Raw genomic sequence first — 19,414 nt, forward strand, 5'->3', positions numbered from 1 at the left:
CCACGTCGGGGGCTGAGGCGGTGCGGGAGGAGCCGGAGCGGGCTGCCCCGCCGCGCCGGCAGGGGCGGCCGGCCCGGGGGCGCGATCGACTGGGCGGTCCGTCGCCGCCCGGGCCTCGGCATCCGGCCCGTGCTCCTCGCCGTCGGCGCCTGCGGCGCGTCGCGGGCGGGCGACGAAGGGAGCGGACATGCTCCGACGCTAGGAGCACTGCTCCCACGCCGGCGCCGTGTCGCGCGGATCAGTGGAGAAGCGCCGCGGCGTCATGCCTGGGGAGGAGCCGGCGTCGCGCGGCCTCAGCGCGGAGCCGCTCCGAAAATGAAGGCGGCATCCCATGGGGGGAATGGGATGCCGCCGTGCGCGGGCCCGAATTCGGGGGGTGACGTCGGACGCCGCAATGCCAGAATCGATGTTCGGCCATCGGTCAGTGTATGCGAGGCAGGGATGCTCACAAAACGAAAAGGAGAGGATTCTCACTGATATATCGCTCGGGTCGGCTATCGTGCCCGCCACCTACTATCGGGGGTAGTCGACCGCGACGGTCCTGAGTACATTTCCTGGCAGACTCGCCGACCTGCCTCGGCCTCCACCCAGCCCGCGAAGGAGCGCGCCCATGAGCGAACAGACCCCTGTCACGCGATCGGCCAGCAGCCAGATCGATCACCTGCTCAACGAGGACCGGCGCTTCGCACCGACGGCTGATTTCGCCGGCAACGCGGTGGCCACGGCAGCGCTGTACGAAGAGGCGAAAGCCGACCGACTGGGCTTCTGGGCCGACAAGGCGCGGGAGCTGCACTGGCACAAGCCGTTCACGCAGGTGCTGGACTGGTCGAACCCGCCCTTCGCCCAATGGTTCGCCGACGGCGAGCTCAACATCGCCTACAACTGCCTGGACCGTCACGTCGAGGCCGGCAACGGCGACCGCGTCGCGCTGCTGTGGGAGGGCGAGCCGGGCGACGAGCGCCGCGTGACCTACGCGGAGCTCACCGACGAGGTGAAGCGGCTCGCGAACGTGCTCGAGGGCCTCGGCGTCGGCCAGGGAGACCGCGTCGCGATCTACCTGCCCATGATCCCCGAGGCCGTCGCCTCCATGCTCGCCGTCGCCCGCATCGGCGCGATCCACTCCGTCGTATTCGGCGGATTCTCGGCCGACAGCCTGCGCGCCCGCATCGACGACGCGGGCGCGAAGCTCGTGATCACGGCCGACGGCGGCTACCGCAAGGGCAAGGTGTCGGCGCTCAAGCCCGCCGTCGACCTCGCGCTCGGCGACCGGGGCACGGGCGTGCAGGAGACCGTCGAGCACGTGCTGGTCGTCAAGCGCGGCCAGAACGACGTCGACTGGACCGACGGCCGCGATCTCTGGTGGCACGACGTCGTGCCGGCCGCGTCGCCAGAGCACGAGGCGCAGGCGTTCCCCTCCGAGAACCCGCTGTTCATCCTCTATACGTCAGGCACGACCGGAAAGCCCAAGGGCATCCTCCACACCTCGGGCGGGTACCTCACCCAGGCCGCGTTCACCAACAAGGTGGTGCACGACATCCACCCCGAGACCGACGTGTACTGGTGCACCGCCGACATCGGCTGGGTGACCGGGCACACCTACGTGACGTACGGCCCGCTCGCCAACGGCGCGACCCAGGTGCTGTACGAGGGCACCCCCGACACGCCGCACCCCGGGCGATGGTGGGAGATCGTGCAGAAGTACGGCGTCACCGTGCTCTACACCGCCCCGACCGCCATCCGCTCGTTCATGAAGCTGGGTCGCGCGATCCCGAAGCAGTTCGATCTGTCGTCGCTGCGCCTGCTCGGCTCGGTGGGTGAGCCCATCAACCCCGAGGCGTGGATGTGGTATCGCAAGATCATCGGCGGCAAGACCGCCCCGATCGTCGACACGTGGTGGCAGACCGAGACCGGCTCGATCATGGTGTCGGCCCTTCCGGGGGTCACCGAGACGAAGCCCGGCTCGGCCCAGGTACCGCTCCCGGGCATCTCCATCGACGTCGTGGACGAGGACGGCACCCACGTCGGCAACGGCAACGGCGGGCTTCTCGTCATCACCGAGCCCTGGCCCTCGATGCTGCGGGGCATCTGGGGCGACCCGGAGCGCTTCGTGGAGACCTACTGGGAGAAGTTCCAGAAGCAGGGCTACTACTTCGCCGGCGACGGCGCCCGTCTCGACGACGACGGCGACGTCTGGCTGCTCGGGCGCGTCGACGACGTGATGAACGTCTCGGGCCACCGGCTGTCGACCACCGAGATCGAGTCCGCACTCGTCGGCAACGAAGCCGTCGCCGAGGCGGCGGTCGTCGGCGCCTCCGACGAGACCACGGGCCAGGCCGTCGTCGCCTTCGTCATCATCAAGCAGTCGTACCTCTCCGCCCACTCCCCCGACGGCCTGGCCCAGAACCTGCGCGTCTGGGTCGGCGAGCAGATCGGCCCGATCGCCCGCCCCCGCGACGTCTACATCGTGGGCGAGCTGCCCAAGACCCGCTCCGGCAAGATCATGCGGCGCCTGCTGCGCGACGTCGCCGAAGGTCGCGAGGTCGGTGACACCACCACCCTGGCCGACACCGCCGTCATGTCGGTCATCTCGGCGCAGGTCAAGTAGCGCGCTTCGTCGCGTCGCTGCGCTCCTCGCTTCGCAGCGAGAAGAGAAGAGCGGATGCCGCAGCCCGGGCTGCAGCATCCGCTCTTCGTATCGGCAGCCGGCGGCGATCAGGCGTACGAGAAGACGACCTCGACCTCGACGGGGGCGTCGAGCGGGAGGACGGGCACGCCGACCGCGGAGCGGGCGTGCTTCCCCGCGTCGCCGAACACCTCGCCGAGCAGCTCGCTCGCGCCGTTGATCACACCCGGCTGCCCGGTGAACTCGGGGACTGACGCGACGAATCCCGTGACCTTCAGCACACCGGTGAGCCGGTCCACCCCGCCGACCGCGGCGGCAGCGGCAGCGATGGCGTTGAGCGCGCTCTGGCGTGCGTAGGCCTTGGCGTCGGACGCGGGCACGAGGCCGTGCCCTTCGCCCACCTTGCCGGTCGCGGGAAGCGCGCCCGAGATCATGGGCAGCTGACCGGCGGTGTAGACGAGGTCGCCGTGGGCCTTCGCGGGGACGTAGGCCGCGACAGGCGGGACGACGTCGGGCAGGTCGATGCCGAGCTCGGTCAGACGAGCGCTCACGCTCATGCTCAGGCCTCCTCGAACTGCTTGGCCGCCTGAGCCGCAGCATCCAGTCCGGCGTTCTGCTGCCCGCCGCCGGAGGGGCGCTTGAAATAGGCGACGAGGCCGCCCTCGGGACCCTGCACCACCTGCACGAGCTCCCAGCCCTGCTTGCCCCAGTTGTTGAGGATCGCTGCTGTGTTGTGGATCAGAAGGGGCGTGGTCAGGTACTCCCACGTCGTCATCGCGGCTCCCGGAGTCTGCGGCGTAATGGGCTGACGCGGCTGGGAATCAGCCTCGCGCGCGCGGGTGCGTCGGGGTTTCGCCCAGGTAGTTCCCCTACGATCAAGCCTATGCCTGATACCAAACGCACGGCCACCGGTGTGCTCGGCGGACTCGCCGGGCTCGTCGGCCTGAGTGCCGCAGCCGGTGTCCTCATCGCGGCGACCGTCACCCCCGCGGTCGCACTCACGAGCACCGCGGCCGAGCGCGCGATCACGATGTTCGACAATCTTCCGAGCGTCCTCGAGATCGACAAGCTCATGCTCCCGAGCAACTTCTACGCCACGGACCCGGGAACCGGTCAGCCGGTGCTGCTGACCCAGTTCCTCGAGCAGGACCGCACCCCGGTCAACTTCGACCAGATCAACCCCGTCATGTACGACGCGCTGCTGTCCAGTGAGGACCCGCGGTACTACCAGCACGGCGGCATCGACCTCATCGGCACCACGCGCGCGCTGCTCTCCAACGCGCAGGGCGGCGGCGAGACGCAGGGCGGCTCGTCGATCAGCCAGCAGTACGTGAAGAACGTGCTGATCCAGAAGTGCGAGCAGAACGCCCAGGCCGAGTACGAGACGAACGACGCCGGCGAAGAGGTGCAGACCGTCTCGCGCGACGAGGCGCTGCGCAACTGCTGGGTCGACGCGACCACCGCCGAAGGCACCGAGGGCTACACCCGCAAGCTGCAGGAGATGCGGTACGCCATCGCCCTCGAGCAGAAGTACTCGAAGAACGACATCCTGCTCGGCTACCTCAACATCGCCAACTTCGGTGGCATCACGTACGGCATCGAGGCCGCCGCCCGCCACTACTTCAGCACCAACGCGGCCAGCCTGACGGTCGCCCAGGCGGCAACGCTCGCGGGCATGGTGCAGAACCCCAACAACTACCGGATCGACCGGCCGGACGGATCGATCTTCGGTTCCGACGGCACCGCCTTCAACAAGCAGCCCGACGGCGTCATCGATGAAGGCGCGAAGCTCGGCGCGCTCGACAAGCTCGTCGAGTCCGGTGACATCACCGAGGAGCAGAAGCTCGCCGCGGCCGACGGCTACACATCGACCAAGGTTCGGCAGCTGTACGTGCTCAGCCGCATGCTCGAGGACGGCAAGATCACCCGCGAGCAGTACGTCGAAGCGGCGGCGTGGCCCATCACTCCGGCTATCAGCAACCCCAAGACCGGGTGCCAGAACGCCGGTGGCGCCGCCTACTTCTGCCAGTACGTCAAGGACGTCATCCTCAACGACACCGCCTTCGGCGAGACCCAGGAGGAGCGCCAGGCGCTGCTGCAGCGCGGTGGGCTGAACGTCTACACCACCCTCGACCCGCGGGTGCAGGCGGCGGCGGAGGCCGCGATGGCGCAGAACGCGCCGACCACGATCCAGATGACGCAGGGCGGCACACTGCCCCAGCCGGGCGTGTTCGGCTCCACGACGGCCAGCATCGAGGCGACGACCGGCCGCATCCTGGCGATCGCGCAGAACACGCAGTTCTCGGAGGACGCCGCGTACGCGAACACTCCGGGCTACAGCTCGCTCGTCTACGCGGGAGACATGCAGTACGGCAACTCGTCGGGATTCAACGCCGGGTCGACGTTCAAGCTGTTCACGCTCATCGACTGGCTCGAGAAGGGCCACTCCGTCAACGAGACGCTCAACGGCAACCTGCGCATCTTCAAGCGGATCAAGAACAGCTGCAACAGCGACCTGGGCGGAGAGCCCGGCGACTACGTCGGCAACGTCCTCATCAACAACTTCGCCAAGGCGCGCGGCTACGTGGGAACGCCGATGCGCTTCACCCGGGAGTCGCTCAACACCGGGTACTTCGCGATGGCGGAGAAGCTCGACCTCTGCGACATCAAGGAGGTCGCCACCCGGATGGGCGTCACCATCGCCAAGACCGGCGAGCCGGTGAAGATGGACAGCCTCACGTCGATCATCGGCACGAACGCCGTGTCGCCGCTGGCGATGGCGGAAGCTTACGCGACCGTCGCGAACAACGGCGTCTACTGCCAGCCCCAGGCCATCGATCGTGTGACCGACTCCGACGGCAACGAGATGCCGAAGCCCGAGAGGACGTGCACTCAGGTCATCGCCCCCAACGTCGCAGCGACCGCGGCCTATGCCCTCCAGGGCGTCATGAACGGCGGCACCGGCGCACGAGGCAACCCCTACGACGGCACCCAGCTCATCGGCAAGACGGGTACCCACGAAGAGCTGCAGACGTGGCTGGTCGAGTCGAGCACACGTGTCGCGACGGCGACGTGGGCCGGTAACGTCCAGGGCGGCGGCGACGTCTTCAAGACGTACAACAACCGCTCGGCGCTCTCCGACATCCGCTACTTCATCACGGAGGCGGTACAGGCCGCGGCGAACGCCGCGTACCCCGCCGGCCCCTTCGCGACGCCCGACAACAACCTCATCAAAGTTCAGCTGGTCAACCTGCCGAACGTCGTGGGCAAGTCGATCGACGAGGCGACGGCGATCCTCGCCGACGCCGGCTTCGCGGTCGAGGTCGGCGCAGCGGTCGACTCCGACCAGCCGCAGGGGGTCGTTGGTGCCCAGAACCCCGGGGCCGGTCAGGTGGCGGGCGGCAGCACCGTCACGATCAGTCCCAGCAACGGCCAGGGCATCACGGTGCCCGACGTGTCTGGCCGCACGCTCGACGATGCCAAGAAGGCGCTGCGCAGCGCCGGGTTCGGCAACGTGGGCGACGGAAGCTGCACGACGGACGACCGTGCCGGCAGCAAATCCAAGGCCACCGCGACGAACCCGGCCGCAGGAAGCGTCGTGAACCGCAACACCTCGATCACCGTCGACTACGTCGCCGCCGACTGCGGTGGCGGCGATGGTGGCGGCGACGGCAAGGGCCGCGGCAACGGCGGCAACGGCTAGTGCCTTCGGCAGCAACGGGCAACGCACGCACCGCCCTCACCGCGCTCGGCGCGGTGGGGGCGGTCGGCGCCGCCGCGGCCATCTGGGGCGTCGCGATCGAGCGCTACCTCTTCACGGTCCGCTTCCATGAGGTGCCGGTGCTGCCTGCCGGCTCGTCGCCCATCCGGGTGCTGCACCTGTCGGACGCGCACATGGCGCCGTGGCAGCGGCGCAAGCAGCAGTGGATCGCCGCTCTCGCGGAGCTTCAGCCCGACCTGGTCGTCAACACCGGCGACAACATGGGCCATGCCGACGGCCTTCGGGGCCTTCGTCCGGCTTTCGACCCGCTCCGAGGCATCCCCGGCGTCTTCGTCCACGGCTCGAACGACCACGCCGCTCCCTCGCCACGCAACCCGCTCAAGTACTTCATGGGACCGTCGAAGGTCGAGCCCAAGATAGAGCCTCTCGACACCGAGGCGCTCGACGGCTACCTGACGGATGAGCTGGGCTGGCTCAACCTCAACAACGACGCCGGTTCGGTGGAGGTCGGTGGTCTGCGCATCGGCATTTTCGGCGTGAGCGACGCCCACCGCGGATGGGACGAGCTCGAAGTGCTGCCCGATCTGGTGTCGGCCCTGCGCGCGAACGCGGAGCCCGACATCGCCTTCGGCGTCACGCACGCTCCCTACCGACGTGTGCTCGACGACTTCGTGGATCTCGGGGCCGATGCGATCTTCGGCGGACACACCCACGGCGGTCAGGTGCGCATTCCCGGCTTCGGCGCACTGGTTGCGAATTGCGATATCCCGTTGAAGCAGGCCCGCGGCCTGAGCGATTGGAGCCACGACGGCCGTACCGTGCCGCTCAACGTGAGCGCCGGACTCGGGCACTCGATCTATGCGCCGGTGCGCTTCGCGTGCCGACCCGAGGCTTCGCTCCTCACACTCGTGCCGCGGACCTGATGCCATCGGACTCCTCAGCCTGGGCGCGGCCATGATGGCCTCCCGACGGCCTCGGTTCGGACCACGGTCCCGCATCAGGTAGACTCGAGGGGTTGTGAAATCGGGGTGTGGCGCAGCTTGGTAGCGCGCTTCGTTCGGGACGAAGAGGCCGCAGGTTCAAATCCTGTCACCCCGACAGCAAAGAGGCTCCGCCGTGAGGCGGGGCCTCTTTTCATGAAAGGACGGAACCCCGTGGCCGAAACCGCACCGCCCCTTCTCGTCGCGTTCGATCTCGACGACACGCTCGCACCGTCGAAGAGCCAGATCGACCCTCGCGTCGGCGAACTGCTCATCGACCTCGCCGAGCGCGTCGAGGTGGCGATCATCTCGGGCGGTCAGCTCGGTCAGTTCACCACTCAGGTCGTCGACAGGCTTCCGCACGCCTCGGCCGACACCCGCGCCCGTCTGCACCTGCTCCCCACCTGCGGAACGCAGTACTACCGCCTCTCCGAAGACGACGTCGTCACGGTGTACAAGCGCTCCCTGACCGACGACCAGAAGTCGCGCGCACTGGCCGCGGTCGAGGGCGAAGCGCGTCGCCTGGGACTCTGGGCGTCCGAGACCTGGGGCGACATCCTCGAGGACCGCGGCTCGCAGATCACCTTCTCGGCCCTCGGTCAACAGGCACCGGTTCCGGTGAAGACCGCCTGGGACCCCACGGGCGAGAAGAAGAACTCGCTGCGCGCGGCGGTGGCCGCTCTCCTGCCCGACCTGGAGGTGCGCTCCGGCGGCTCGACGTCGGTGGACATCACCGAGCGCGGCATCGACAAGGCGTACGGCATGCGTCAGCTCGCCGAGCAGACCGGCATCTCGCTCGACGACATGCTGTTCGTCGGAGACCGCCTCGACCCCGACGGCAACGACTACCCCGTCCTCGCGATGGGCGTTCGCTGCCACGCGGTCAACGGGTGGGAAGACACCGTCGCCTACCTGGAGCAGCTCATCCCGACGCTCCCGGTTCGCGTCTGACGCGGCATCCGCTCACCCGTCACCGACTGCTGCCCGTTCCGGCACTTCGCGACAGGTGAGCACTGACTCGCGCGGTCACGCCTCCGCCCGCGTGCCGGTCGCCCTCGCCGCCGGAGCCTTCGCGGCACGGGATGCCGTGGCATCCGTCTTCGCGACACCCGACGCCGTCGCGGACGTGGTCGCGCGCGTCGTGCGGGAGCGGGGTGCTGCGGCGGCCGCCTCGGCGCCCGGCACGGGAACGGGCACGAGACGCTGCAGCTGGGTCACGTGGCGCGGTTCGAGCTCGGCGATGCTGGAGACCCCCAGAAGCTTCATCGTCCGCTCGATCTCGCTGCGCAGGATCGTGATCGTGCGGTCCACGCCCTGCCGTCCGCCGGCCATGAGGCCGTAGAGGTACGCCCGGCCGATCAGCGTGAACTTGGCGCCGAGTGCGATGGAGGCGACGATGTCGGCGCCGTTCATGATGCCGGTGTCGACCATGACCGTCGCATCCTTGCCGACCTCGCGCACGACCTCCGGCAGCAGCCGGAACGGGATCGGCGCCCGGTCGAGCTGACGGCCGCCGTGGTTGGACAGGATGATGCCGTCGACACCGGCATCGATGAGACGCTTCGCGTCCGCGACGTTCTGCACGCCCTTCACCACGAGCCTGCCCGGCCAGATGTCGCGGATGACTTCGAGGTCGTCGTAGCTGATAGTGGGGTCCATCGCGGCGTTCAGCAGCTCGCCGACGGTGCCGCCGGTGGCCTGCAGCGATGCGAACTCCAGCTTGGGCGTCGTGAGGAAGTCGTACCACCACCACGGCCGAGGGATCGCGTTGATGATGGTGCCGAGCGTGAGCTGCGGCGGGATCGAGAAGCCGTTGCGCTTGTCGCGCAGACGGGCGCCCGCGACCGGCGTGTCGACCGTGAACTGAAGGGTGTCGAATCCTGCTGCCGCGGCGCGACGCGCCAAGCCGTACGAGATCTCCCGATCGCGCATGACATAGAGCTGGAACCAGTTGCGCCCGTTCGGGTTGGCGGCCTTGACGCCCTCGATGGAGGTGGTGCCGAGCGTCGAGAGGGTGAACGGGATGCCGGCGGCACCGGCCGCACCGGCACCGGCGACCTCGCCCTCGGTCTGCATGAGACGCGTGAAGCCGGTGGGCGCGATGCCGAACGGCATGGCGGACGGGCCGCCCAGGATCTGCGTCGACATGTCGACGTTCTCGGCGGGACGCAGCACGTCGGGGTGGAACTCGACATCCTCGAACGCCTGACGTGCGCGGGCCAGCGACAGCTCGCCCTCCGCCGCACCGTCGGTGTAGTCGAACGCCGCCTTGGGGGTGCGGCGCTTGGCGATGTCGCGGAGGTCGTAGATCGTGAGCGCGCCCTCGAGGCGGCGCTTGCGGGCGTCGAGCTTGGGCTTCTTGAACTGCATGAGCTCGAGGAGCTCGGCGGGCCTCGGGAACTGGCGGGTGACCATGAGTACCTCTCCGATGGGTCAGGTCTGTGGCGGTGTCGGGCTCGAGGACGCCGCGGCGCCGTCGGGCGCGAGTCCGGCCGCGGCGTAGTAGCCGACGATGTGAGCGTGCACGAGGTCGCGCGCCCGCGCGCCGTGGCCCGCGTCGACGGCATCGACGATCGCGTGGTGCTCGCGGCGCAGGCGGTCGGCCGCGGCATCCCACTCAGCGATCCCGGCCGCACCCGCCTGCACGTAGGACTCGATCGCCGTGCGCAGGCCCGCCATCATCGCCGCGATGACGACGTTGCCCGACGCCTCGGCGAGCGCGAGGTGCAGCTGCGCATCGAGCGCGAGGAACTCGGCGGGGGTGAGGTCGTCGGCGTCCATGGCCGCGAGCACCGCGCGGGCCCGCGTCGTCGACCGCTTCGGATCCCCGGCGAGGGCGTCGACGACGGCGGACTCCAGCACGAGTCGCGTCGCCACGACGTCGTCGAACGGAAAGCCCTGCGCCGCGACCTGCAGCCGCAGGAGAGCCGACATGCCGCCCTCGGGGGTGGCGATGATGATGGCGCCCGAGGTCGGCCCCGAGCCGGTGCCGGTGCGGATCAGCCCCATGACCTCGAGCACGCGAAGCGCCTCCCGCACACTGGAGCGGCCGACGCCCAGCGTCGTCGCGAGCTCCCGCTCGGGGGCGAGCCGGTCGCCGGGCCTCAGGGTGCCGTCGAGCAGGTCGGTCTCGATCTTCTCGAGCACGACGCGCCACGCCCGCGCGGGGGCCAGCGCGGGGGGCGGGATGGGGGTGCCTGCCACGGATCTCCTCGTCGATGCCGGAATCCGGTGCCCTCCTCGTCGAAGGGCGTCTGTGGTCTGACCAAGATAGCGTGTGGTCGGACCACAGGCAAGCCGGGGTCGCACAGAATGGGAGCCGACCACTAGCCTGCCGTCATGGACCCCCTCGCCCTCGTCCTGATCGTCGCCGCCGGCGCCGCGGCGTTCTGCTGGATCACCTCCCTCATCACGCACGAGACCTCATGGATCGACCGGCTGTGGTCGATCCTTCCCGTGGTCTACGTGTGGATCTTCGCCGGCGCCGCGCTGCTCGGCGGCACCGAAGCCGTCCGGCTCGTCGTGATGGCGGCGCTGGTCACGGCGTGGGGAGCGCGGCTCACCTTCAACTTCGCACGCAAGGGTGGCTACACCGGCATGGAGGACTACCGCTGGGCGATCCTCCGGAGCCGCATGACGCGGTGGCAGTTCCAGCTGTTCAATCTGCTGTTCATCGTGGCGTTCCAGAGCGCCCTGCTCGTGCTCATCTCGCTGCCGGCGTACATCGCCTGGCAGCATCCGGTTCCCTTCACCGGATGGGATGCCGCATTCTCGCTGCTCTTCGCCGCCTTCCTGGTGGGTGAGACCGTCGCCGATCAACAGCAGTGGGCGTTCCACCGGGCCAAGAAGGGAGCCGGCGGTGCGCTCGAGCCCGGATTCGTGACGACCGGCCTCTTCGCCTACAGTCGCCACCCGAACTTCTTCTTCGAGCAGGCTCAATGGTGGACGCTCTACGCGCTGGGAGCCGTCGCCCTCGTCGTCGACGGAGGAAGCTGGCTGAACGTCACGATCGTCGGCCCCGCGCTGCTCACGATCCTATTCATCGGCTCGACGGTCTTCACCGAGTCGATCTCGGCGTCGAAGTATCCCGCCTACCGGCAGTATCAGCGCACGACGTCGATGCTGGTGCCCCTCCCCCGGCGCCGCAGGCGCGCGCCCGAGACAGCCTGACCGCTCGCGAGCACCGCTCAGCGCGGCTCACTTCAGACGGCCGCCCGACGCGCGCAGGTAGTCCTCGGCGCACAGCGACTCGTAGGTGACTCGGCTGGTCGTGAGTTCGTCGATCGCCACCTGGTCGCCGTCGAAGACGAACTGCCCGCCCACGAGACGGGCATTGAAGAGCGCCTTGCGCCCGCAGCGGCAGATCGTCTTGAGCTCCTCGAGACTGTGCGCGAGCTCGAGCAGGCGGGCGGAGCCGGGGAAGGCCTGTGTCTGGAAGTCGGTGCGGATGCCGTATGCCAGGACGGGCACGCCGTCGAACACCACGATGCGCAGCAGGTCGTCGACCTGCTCGCGGGTGAGGAACTGCGCCTCATCGATGAGGAAGCATGCGACATCGACCTCGTGCTCGTCGGATTCCGGCACGAGGGCGGCTGCGGCATCCGTCTTCACCCTCGCCCGGTGCTCGGCGAACAGTGCGCGGATGTCGTCGCCGGGCCGTACGAGGAAGTCCACTGTCCGCCGCACCCCCAGGCGGCTGTCGATCTGCTCCGCCCCCTTGGTGTCGATCGCGGGCTTGGCCAGCAGCACGTGCTGCCCGCGCTCTTCGTAGTTGTACGCGGCCTGAAGGAGCGACGTCGACTTGCCGGAGTTCATCGCCCCGTAGCGGAAGTAGAGCTTGGCCACGGATCGAGCGTAGTCCGTGAAGGGCGTGGCACTGCGGGGCAAGAGCGGCGTCAGCGACCGCCGAAGCCCCCGCCACCCCCGCCTCCGCCCGAGAATCCCCCGCCGGACGAGCCGCCGGAGGACGACCAGCTGCTGGAGAAAGACGAACCGGATGAGCTCGACGAGCTGCCTCGCGACACGGGCGTGGCGGCGAGGCGGCCGATCGACGACGACGCATCGGACAGCGAGTTCGAGGTGACGGAGTCGAACAGCGCCAACCGGCTCGAGGGGACCCCGGCTTGCGCGACCGGTTGCGTCGCGCGGATCACGGACACCCACTCGCGCTGCATGCCGAAGAGCACGGCGTAGGGAAGCAGGCGCTCGTACAGGTTCACGACGTCGGCACCGGCGGCGTTCGGCTCGTCGCCGAACGGGCGTCGTCCCGCCGACACGAGATCGGCGGTCCGGGGCGACTGGGCGGCACGGAGGCGATCCTCCTCCGCAAGCGCGAGGTACTCGCGGATGCCGTCGAGATAGGTCCGATGCCGGCCGCCGGCGAGCGTCAGCGTCGTCCGAGGGAGCCCGAAGAACGGCAGCACGAGGAACGCGCCGAACGCGCTCACGATCGCGAGGAAGTTGATCCAGCCCCCGAGCGGGCCGAGATCGGCGAGCACGGACGGCACGGCGTCGAGGAAGAACGTCAGCAGCACGGCGACCACCAGTCCCCCGAACTGCAGGAAGCCGCGGACCGCGCCGATCCATCCGGGCGTCTTCGCGCGATAGCCGCGATCCACCGTGGAGTCCTCGATGCGGCGCACGTAGGTCACGGCGCGCACCGGAGGCTTCTTGGCGAAGACGCCGAGATCCACGCGATCACCGGGGGCGGCATCCTTGCCGTACAGGGTGGTGACGATGCGGCGGTCGTCGTGCTCGAGGCCTTGAACGTCGCGCAGCACGACGTGGAAGTCATCGGCGTCGTCGCGGTCGCCGGTCGCGGTGATCTCGACCTTGTCACGCACGGCGAGGTCGACCACGTGCGCCGCGAGCGCCTTCGACGGCACGCCGAGCACCCCCGCAGAGAGGGTCGGCGATTCGTCGACCGGGGGCGTGTACTGCACGATGACTGGCGAGCGGTCGGGGTTGCGGCGCAGTACCGCCCTCATGACCAGAACGAAGATCAAGCCGCCGAACCCCGCCAGCAGACCCAGCACCGGCAGGATCCACTCCCACCACGGATAGGGCGGCGGGGGCGGCGGCGTGAGGGCCGCGAAGGTGCCCCGCGTGAATCCCAGCGCCACCGTGACGTTCTCATCGGCGGCGAGATCGGTGTCACCGGCGGTGAAAGCGGCCTGCGCCGTCTCGGCACCGGCGATGCCTCGGCTCAGCGCCCAGGTCGCCACGTCGTCGGGCGGGTCGACGGCGGCGGCGGACTGGATGTCGCAGCGGTCGGTCGACCGGGCGGGCCCGGTGTAGCAGAACTGCCGGCCGGGCAGCACCCCGTCGGCGGCGTCCCCGAGCACGCGCACGTTCGCCGTCACCTCGCCGAACGGCTGTGAGTGGTCGGTGCCGACGGTGTCCCAGTAGAACTCGTCGGCGTCGGTGTCTTCGTACCGCAGCACCACATCGCTCATCGTGTACGAGATCACGTACGTCTGCCGCCCGCGCACGTACGAGTCGTCTCCCGTCAGCACGTAGACGAACTCCTCGTCCTCCTCGGTCCACCACGGGATGGGGGCGCCATTGGCCCCCGTGACGCTCACCACCTGCGTGCCGTGCGCGATTCCCGAATCCGCCTTGGGGAGCCACCGCACGATGCCCTTGTTCTGGTCGAAGTCGGGAAACTGCGCGACCAGCGTCTCAGTGGTGAAGAGCTCGCTGCGGCCGCCGACACCGCGACCCAGCCAGTAGTCGGCCTCGAACGAGCGGTAGCTGAAGTCGTCGACCGACGTGACCACGCCCAGCGCGGCCGCGGCGCCGGCCTGAGCCCCGCGGGCTGCGACTCCCGGTGACGACTCGGTCGCCGGCGCAGCGCCCCGCGACACGGCGACGGAGCCGGCCACCGCGACGACGACGACCAGCCCGATGACGATCGCCCAGGTACGCCAGTTGAGCCGTGCTCGCATGCCCCCACCCTAGGGGTCGAGTGCGCCGCGCTCCCACGCCTCGACGTCGCCGGGCGTCTCGACGAAGCTCGGTGCGGCGGCCGCGATCACGGGAGGACGGCGAGCACGCGTTGTGCCGGCAGCCCCTCACGCCAGTAGGCCACCAGCCCCCGCCGATCGAGGGTCGACGGATGCAGAGACCACAGCCGCATGCGGGGCGTCAGGCCGTGAGTGCCAGAGCCTCAGCAGTCTCGTCGAGCGTCTCGCGGGCGACCTCGGGACGGGGGTTGAGCGTCTCGCCGTAGCTGGGGATCAGCTCCCGCAGCCGGGGCTCCCACGTGTCGATGCGATCCGGGAAGCACGTCTTCAGGAGACCCAGCATGATCGACACCGCGGTGGAGGCGCCCGGCGAGGCGCCGAGAAGACCCGCGATCGTGCCGTCGGCGCCGGTGACGACCTCTGTTCCGAACTGCAGGATGCCGCCCTTATCGGGGTCCTTCTTCATCACCTGCGCCCGCTGACCGGCCTGGATGATCTCCCAGTCCTCATCCTTGGCCGTCGGCATGAAGACGCGCAGGCTGTCGACCTTCTTCTTGTGGTTCTTCAGCAGCTCGCCCACGAGGTACGAAATGAGGCTCGGGTTGTCCCACGCGACTTTGAGCATGGGCCCGAGGTTGCCCGGTCGCACCTGGCCGACGATGTCGAACCACGAGCCGGTCTTCAGGAACTTCGGGCTGAACGTCGCGAACGGGCCGAACAGCAGCGAGGCCTCGCCGTCGACCACGCGCGTGTCGAGGTGCGGCACCGACATCGGGGGCGCGCCGACGGAGGCCTGCGAATAGACCTTGGCCTTGTGCTGGGCGACGATGGCGGGGTTCGACGTCTTGAGGAACTGGCCGCCGATCGGGAAGACGCCGTAGCCGGAGATCTCGGGGATGCCCGAGCGCTGCAGCAGCTTGAGCGCCCAGCCGCCGGCACCGACGAAGACGAACTTCGCGCGGATCTCGCCGGGCGTGCGGCCGACGGTGCGTCGGTACTTCACGCGCCACGTGCCGTCGGGCAGTCGCTTCAGGCCGCGCACCTCGGTGTTCGTGCGGACGTCGGCACCGTTCTCGGCGAGACGGTCGACCAGCTGGCGCGTCAGGGCACCGAAGTCGACGTCGGTGCCGGCCGGCACGCGGGTGGCGGCGAACGGCTCGCCCTTGCGACGCTTCTGCATCAGCAGCGGAGCCCACTTGTTGATGACCCGGGAGTCCTCGCTGTACTCGATTCCCGCGAACAGGGGCTCATCCTTCAGCGCCTCGTAGCGCTTCTTGAGGTAGGCGACGTCCTTCTCGCCGCGCACGAACGTCATGTGCGGGGTCGAGTTGATGAAGGTGGACGGCGCGTCGAGAACGCCGGCCTCGACCAGCGACGACCAGAGCTGGCGGCTCTGCTGGAACTGCTCGTTGATCGCGATGGCCTTGGAGGGGTCGAGCGGGCCGCCGTCCTTGCTGTCGGGCATGTAGTTCAGCTCGCACAGCGCCGCGTGGCCGGTCCCCGCATTGTTCCAGGGGTTGGAGCTCTCCAGCGCGACATCGCTCAGGCGTTCGAAGAGGGCGATCTTCAGGTCGGGCTGCAACTGCTGCAGCAGGGTGCCGAGCGTCGCGCTCATGATGCCGCCGCCGATCAGCAGGACGTCGACGGTTCCCGTGGGGAGGTCGCTGTCGTCAGGGCTGGGCAGGGCGTCGGAGGGCTTCTCGGTCACCAGACGATTCTAGTTCGCCCCGAAAGCACGCCTGACCGGGGCCGGGCACTCGCGCGGAAAATCCTGCCATTCTTGCCGATACGAGAAGCGAGCGGATGCCGCAGCCCCGGCATCCGCTCGCTCTTCTGTGGCGGGGTCGCGGCGTCAGGCGCTGACGCCGAGGTTGGCGGCGACGACCTCGGCGATCTGCACGGCATTGAGGGCCGCGCCCTTTCGGAGGTTGTCGTTCGAGATGAAGAGCACGAGCCCCTTGCCCTCGGGAGCGGACTGGTCCGCACGGATGCGGCCGACGTAGCTCGGGTCGTTGCCGGCTGCCTGGAGGGGCGTCGGCACCTCCTCGACGACGACACCCGGAGCGGAGGCGAGGATCTCGTAGGCCTGCTCGGGCGTGATGTCGCGTGCGAACTCGGCGTGGATCGACAGCGAGTGCCCGGTGAACACCGGGACGCGGACGCAGGTGCCGGCGACGCGCAGCTCGGGCAGCTCGAGGATCTTGCGGCTCTCGTTGCGGAGCTTCTTCTCCTCGTCGGTCTCGTTCAGGCCGTCGTCGACGACGCTGCCGGCGAGCGGGATGACGTCGAACGCGATGGGGGCGACGTACTTCTCCGGCTGCGGGAAGTCGACCGCCGCACCGTCGTGTACGAGGCCGAGCGTGTTGCCCTGGGCGAGGACGCCCTCCACCTGGCCGAGGAGCTCCTGTGCTCCGGCGAGACCCGAACCGGAGACCGCTTGATACGTGGAGACGATGAGGCGCTCGAGTCCGGCGGCGGTGTGAAGCGGCTTGAGCACGGGCATCGCGGCCATCGTGGTGCAGTTCGGGTTCGCGATGATGCCCTTGGGCGGGTTCGCGATCGCGTGCGGGTTGACCTCGCTGACGACGAGCGGCACCTCGGGATCCATCCGCCACGCGCTGGAGTTGTCGATGACGATCGCGCCGGCCTCGGCGAAGCGGGGGGCGTGGGCGCGGCTGCCGGTGGCGCCTGCCGAGAAGAGCGCGACATCGATGCCCGAGGGGTCGGCGGTCGCGACATCCTCGATGATCACGGTCTCGCCCGCGAACTCGACCGCCGTGCCGGCGGAGCGGGCGGTGGCGAACAGGCGAAGCTCTCGGATCGGGAAGTTCCGCTCGGCCAGAATCTCGCGCATGACCGTGCCGACCTGGCCGGTGGCGCCGACGACGGCGACGGAGAGTCCTGAATCGGAGATGCGGGTCATGGGTCTTCCTCAGTGTGGGAGCACAAGCGTGGAGCGGACGCGCGGGCACCGTCGGACGCGCGGGGTCTGGGCGATTCTACCGGCCCGGCCTGGGCGCGCAGGCCGGTGTGACCCGGTGGGGAGTGTCACGATGCGCGCGATTCCTGCCGATCGCCACCCAGACGCAGTGATGCCGGCCGCTCTCCCGGTCATCACCCCAGTGCCGCAGCGCCGAACGAGACCGAGAAGCGCTCGCACCAGAGATCGACCGCACGATAGACGGACAGGTCGACGTCTGCGGGGATCTCGTACAGTTGGTCGCCCTGATTGCCCTTCATCAGGCCGAGATCGACGTGCGGGTGACTCGCCGCCGTGAACCATCCCTCGAATCCTTCGACGACCGGGCCGGCGCTCAGCCACACGTGCACGTCCGGCCCGTTCGAGGTGTCGAGATCCTCCAGGGCGAGTTGACGGGTGCCGTCGGGGAACTCGATGACACGAGCGGAGCCGGTCGTCGTGTGCTCGTGGCTCACGAACGTCCCGGACAGAACATCGACGGGGCCGGCCGGGGCGGTCGCCTGCATCGGCGTGGCGGTGCCCGTCGGCGCGACGGTCGGCGGGGTCGTAGATCCGGGCTCGGTGGCCGGTGACGACGAGGCGGTGGCGCGTGGCTGCGGAACGGCGTCGTTCACGCGTACGTCGACGAACAGCAGCCACGGCTGGAAGAGCAGGGCAGCGACAACGAGGCCTGCTGCGACCAGCGCTCCGACTCCCCAGAGCACTCGGCGACGACGTGCGGTGCTGCCGGTGCGCTGCTGTGCCGTCATCGCACCTCCTCGGTTCTGCGAAGACGCGGAGCGAGACTAGTTGTGGAGACTGGAACTGCGCTGTGACGCGTCGGGCACGACGTCAGCGCCCGGTACCGGCGTAGACGGTCGCCTCGATGTCGCCGTCCAGGCCGTAGGCCGTGTGGACCACGCGGGCGGCCTCGGCGAGGTCGTCGCCGCGCACCACCACCGAGATGCGGATCTCGGAGGTCGAGATCATCTCGATGTTTATGCCCGCGACCGACAGCGCCTCGAAGAGGGTCGCCGAGACGCCCGAGTGCGTGCGCATGCCGGCACCCACGACGGACAGCTTTCCGATCTGGTCGTCGTGGACGAGGTTCTCGAAGCCGATCTCGGACTGGTCGCCGGCGAGGGCCTTGAGGGCGGTCGCCGCGTCGGTCTTCGGCAGCGTGAACGAGATGTCGGTGCGGCCGGTGGCCGCCGCCGACACGTTCTGCACGATCATGTCGACGTTCGCGCCGGACTTCGCGATGACCTTGAAGATCTCGGCCGCCTTGCCGGGCACGTCGGGCACACCGATGACGGTGATCTTGGCCTGGCCGAGGTCGGTGGCGACGCCGGCGACGATGGGCTCTTCCATCTCTTCTCCCCTTATACCGTCGGGAACTGTGCCCTCGGGAATGCTCATCCCCGGGCCGAGCACATAGGTCCCCACGCCCGAGCTGAACGTGGAGCGGGCGTGGATCAGCACGCCATGACGACGCGCGTACTCGACGGCGCGGATGTACAGCACCTTCGCACCGTTCGCGGCGAGTTCGAGCATCTCCTCCGCGGAGACGACATCGAGCTTCCTCGCATTCGGCACCACGCGCGGGTCGGCGGTGAAGATGCCGTCGACGTCGCTGTAGATCTCGCAGACGTCGGCGTCGAGCGCGGCCGCCAGCGCGACGGCGGTCGTGTCGGAGCCGCCGCGGCCGAGGGTCGTGATGTCACGCGTGTCGCGGTTGAAGCCCTGGAAGCCGGCGACGATGACGATCGCGCCCTCGTCGAGCGCTTCGCGCAGGCGCACCGGGGTGACGTCGACGATGCGGGCCGAGCCGTGGTCGGCCGTCGTGATCATCCCGGCCTGGCTGCCGGTGAACGAGCGGGCCTCGAAGCCCATCGAATGGATGGCCATCGCGAGCAGCGCCATGGAGATGCGCTCGCCGCTCGAGAGGAGCATGTCGAGCTCACGCGGCGCCGGGATGGGGGCGACCTGACCCGCGAGGTCGAGCAGCTCGTCGGTCGTGTCGCCCATCGCACTCACGGCCACGACGACGTCGTGGCCCGCGCGGCGGGTGTCGACGATGCGCTTGGCGACGCGCTTGATGCTCTCGGCATCAGCGACCGACGATCCGCCGTACTTCTGGACGATCAGCGCCACAGGGACTCCACG

The 19,414-nt window shown here is 69.2% G+C and carries 15 protein-coding genes, 1 tRNA gene and 1 pseudogene; 6 read left to right on the forward strand and 11 right to left on the reverse strand.

Features of this window, described 5'->3' with window-relative positions:
• The first annotated feature begins 610 nt into the window (after positions 1–610).
• On the forward strand, positions 611–2,605 hold the full coding sequence (gene acs, locus ACN9MP_RS13530; protein WP_426320957.1) for an acetate--CoA ligase: 1,995 nt from the start codon (positions 611–613) through the stop codon (positions 2,603–2,605).
• Positions 2,606–2,712: 107 nt separating this feature from the next.
• On the opposite strand, the gene ACN9MP_RS13535 is transcribed toward acs, so the two are convergent.
• Together ACN9MP_RS13535 and ACN9MP_RS13540 are read right to left on the reverse strand one after the other, a co-directional pair.
• Complete coding sequence (locus ACN9MP_RS13535; protein ID WP_426320958.1) at positions 2,713–3,180, reverse strand: RidA family protein; 468 nt, start codon at positions 3,178–3,180, stop codon at positions 2,713–2,715.
• A gap of 2 nt (positions 3,181–3,182) precedes the next feature.
• Complete coding sequence (locus ACN9MP_RS13540; RefSeq protein WP_045298026.1) at positions 3,183–3,398, reverse strand: hypothetical protein; 216 nt, start codon at positions 3,396–3,398, stop codon at positions 3,183–3,185.
• Between the two features lie 108 nt (positions 3,399–3,506).
• Between ACN9MP_RS13540 and ACN9MP_RS13545 the strand changes: the two genes are divergently transcribed.
• The 4 genes from ACN9MP_RS13545 (at position 3,507) to ACN9MP_RS13560 (ending at position 8,275) form a co-directional block, all read left to right on the forward strand.
• Positions 3,507–6,326: a transglycosylase domain-containing protein gene (locus ACN9MP_RS13545; protein WP_426320961.1), complete on the forward strand. Its 2,820-nt coding sequence runs from the start codon at positions 3,507–3,509 to the stop codon at positions 6,324–6,326.
• Positions 6,326–7,267, forward strand: coding sequence for a metallophosphoesterase (locus tag ACN9MP_RS13550; RefSeq protein ID WP_426320963.1), 942 nt, complete (start codon positions 6,326–6,328; stop codon positions 7,265–7,267). The genes ACN9MP_RS13545 and ACN9MP_RS13550 overlap by 1 nt, the downstream gene beginning before the upstream one ends.
• A 101-nt stretch (positions 7,268–7,368) precedes the next feature.
• A tRNA-Pro gene (locus ACN9MP_RS13555) sits at positions 7,369–7,442 on the forward strand.
• 56 nt (positions 7,443–7,498) lie between these two features.
• The gene (locus ACN9MP_RS13560) at positions 7,499–8,275 is read left to right on the forward strand and encodes an HAD-IIB family hydrolase (RefSeq protein WP_426320965.1); all 777 of its coding nucleotides are present in this window, start codon (positions 7,499–7,501) and stop codon (positions 8,273–8,275) included.
• 75 nt (positions 8,276–8,350) lie between these two features.
• Here ACN9MP_RS13560 and ACN9MP_RS13565 read toward each other — a convergent pair whose 3' ends face one another.
• Entirely contained in the window at positions 8,351–9,739 is a 1,389-nt protein-coding gene (locus ACN9MP_RS13565; protein WP_426320967.1) for an alpha-hydroxy acid oxidase, read from the reverse strand.
• Positions 9,740–9,757: 18 nt separating this feature from the next.
• Entirely contained in the window at positions 9,758–10,528 is a 771-nt protein-coding gene (locus ACN9MP_RS13570; RefSeq protein WP_426320969.1) for a FadR/GntR family transcriptional regulator, read from the reverse strand.
• 135 nt (positions 10,529–10,663) lie between these two features.
• Here ACN9MP_RS13570 and ACN9MP_RS13575 point away from each other — a divergent pair, with 135 nt between their 5' ends.
• Entirely contained in the window at positions 10,664–11,494 is an 831-nt protein-coding gene (locus ACN9MP_RS13575) for a DUF1295 domain-containing protein (RefSeq protein WP_426320971.1), read from the forward strand.
• 27 nt (positions 11,495–11,521) lie between these two features.
• Here the strand turns inward: ACN9MP_RS13575 and ACN9MP_RS13580 are convergent, their stop codons facing one another.
• The 7 genes and pseudogenes from ACN9MP_RS13580 to ACN9MP_RS13610 all read right to left on the reverse strand — a co-directional run bounded on the left by ACN9MP_RS13580 (position 11,522) and on the right by ACN9MP_RS13610 (position 19,402).
• Positions 11,522–12,169 (reverse strand): thymidine kinase, encoded by a 648-nt coding sequence (locus ACN9MP_RS13580; protein ID WP_426320973.1) that lies wholly within the window; start codon positions 12,167–12,169, stop codon positions 11,522–11,524.
• A gap of 50 nt (positions 12,170–12,219) precedes the next feature.
• The gene (locus ACN9MP_RS13585; RefSeq protein ID WP_426320975.1) at positions 12,220–14,271 is read right to left on the reverse strand and encodes a DUF2207 domain-containing protein; all 2,052 of its coding nucleotides are present in this window, start codon (positions 14,269–14,271) and stop codon (positions 12,220–12,222) included.
• Between the two features lie 101 nt (positions 14,272–14,372).
• Positions 14,373–14,462 (reverse strand): annotated as a pseudogene (locus tag ACN9MP_RS13590) (pyrimidine dimer DNA glycosylase/endonuclease V); the annotation flags it as partial.
• Positions 14,463–14,470: 8 nt separating this feature from the next.
• Positions 14,471–15,973: a malate:quinone oxidoreductase gene (locus ACN9MP_RS13595; protein ID WP_426326034.1), complete on the reverse strand. Its 1,503-nt coding sequence runs from the start codon at positions 15,971–15,973 to the stop codon at positions 14,471–14,473.
• A gap of 168 nt (positions 15,974–16,141) precedes the next feature.
• Positions 16,142–17,212, reverse strand: coding sequence for an aspartate-semialdehyde dehydrogenase (locus tag ACN9MP_RS13600; RefSeq protein ID WP_426320977.1), 1,071 nt, complete (start codon positions 17,210–17,212; stop codon positions 16,142–16,144).
• 191 nt (positions 17,213–17,403) lie between these two features.
• Positions 17,404–18,018, reverse strand: coding sequence for a DM13 domain-containing protein (locus tag ACN9MP_RS13605; protein ID WP_426320979.1), 615 nt, complete (start codon positions 18,016–18,018; stop codon positions 17,404–17,406).
• A gap of 82 nt (positions 18,019–18,100) precedes the next feature.
• Positions 18,101–19,402, reverse strand: coding sequence for an aspartate kinase (locus ACN9MP_RS13610; RefSeq protein WP_426326036.1), 1,302 nt, complete (start codon positions 19,400–19,402; stop codon positions 18,101–18,103).
• Positions 19,403–19,414: the final 12 nt, after the last annotated feature.

Origin of the sequence: Microbacterium sp. E-13, from assembly GCF_049912955.1 — a bacterium.
Lineage (GTDB): Bacteria > Actinomycetota > Actinomycetes > Actinomycetales > Microbacteriaceae > Microbacterium.

Coding starts and splice junctions, on each gene's coding strand:
- acs (WP_426320957.1), top strand. CDS start 611: ATGAGCGAACAGACCCCTGTCACGCGATCGGCCAGCAGCCAGATCGAT.
- ACN9MP_RS13535 (WP_426320958.1), bottom strand. CDS start 3,180: ATGAGCGTGAGCGCTCGTCTGACCGAGCTCGGCATCGACCTGCCCGAC.
- ACN9MP_RS13540 (WP_045298026.1), bottom strand. CDS start 3,398: ATGACGACGTGGGAGTACCTGACCACGCCCCTTCTGATCCACAACACA.
- ACN9MP_RS13545 (WP_426320961.1), top strand. CDS start 3,507: ATGCCTGATACCAAACGCACGGCCACCGGTGTGCTCGGCGGACTCGCC.
- ACN9MP_RS13565 (WP_426320967.1), bottom strand. CDS start 9,739: ATGGTCACCCGCCAGTTCCCGAGGCCCGCCGAGCTCCTCGAGCTCATG.
- ACN9MP_RS13575 (WP_426320971.1), top strand. CDS start 10,664: ATGGACCCCCTCGCCCTCGTCCTGATCGTCGCCGCCGGCGCCGCGGCG.
- ACN9MP_RS13585 (WP_426320975.1), bottom strand. CDS start 14,271: ATGCGAGCACGGCTCAACTGGCGTACCTGGGCGATCGTCATCGGGCTG.
- ACN9MP_RS13600 (WP_426320977.1), bottom strand. CDS start 17,212: ATGACCCGCATCTCCGATTCAGGACTCTCCGTCGCCGTCGTCGGCGCC.
- ACN9MP_RS13605 (WP_426320979.1), bottom strand. CDS start 18,018: ATGACGGCACAGCAGCGCACCGGCAGCACCGCACGTCGTCGCCGAGTG.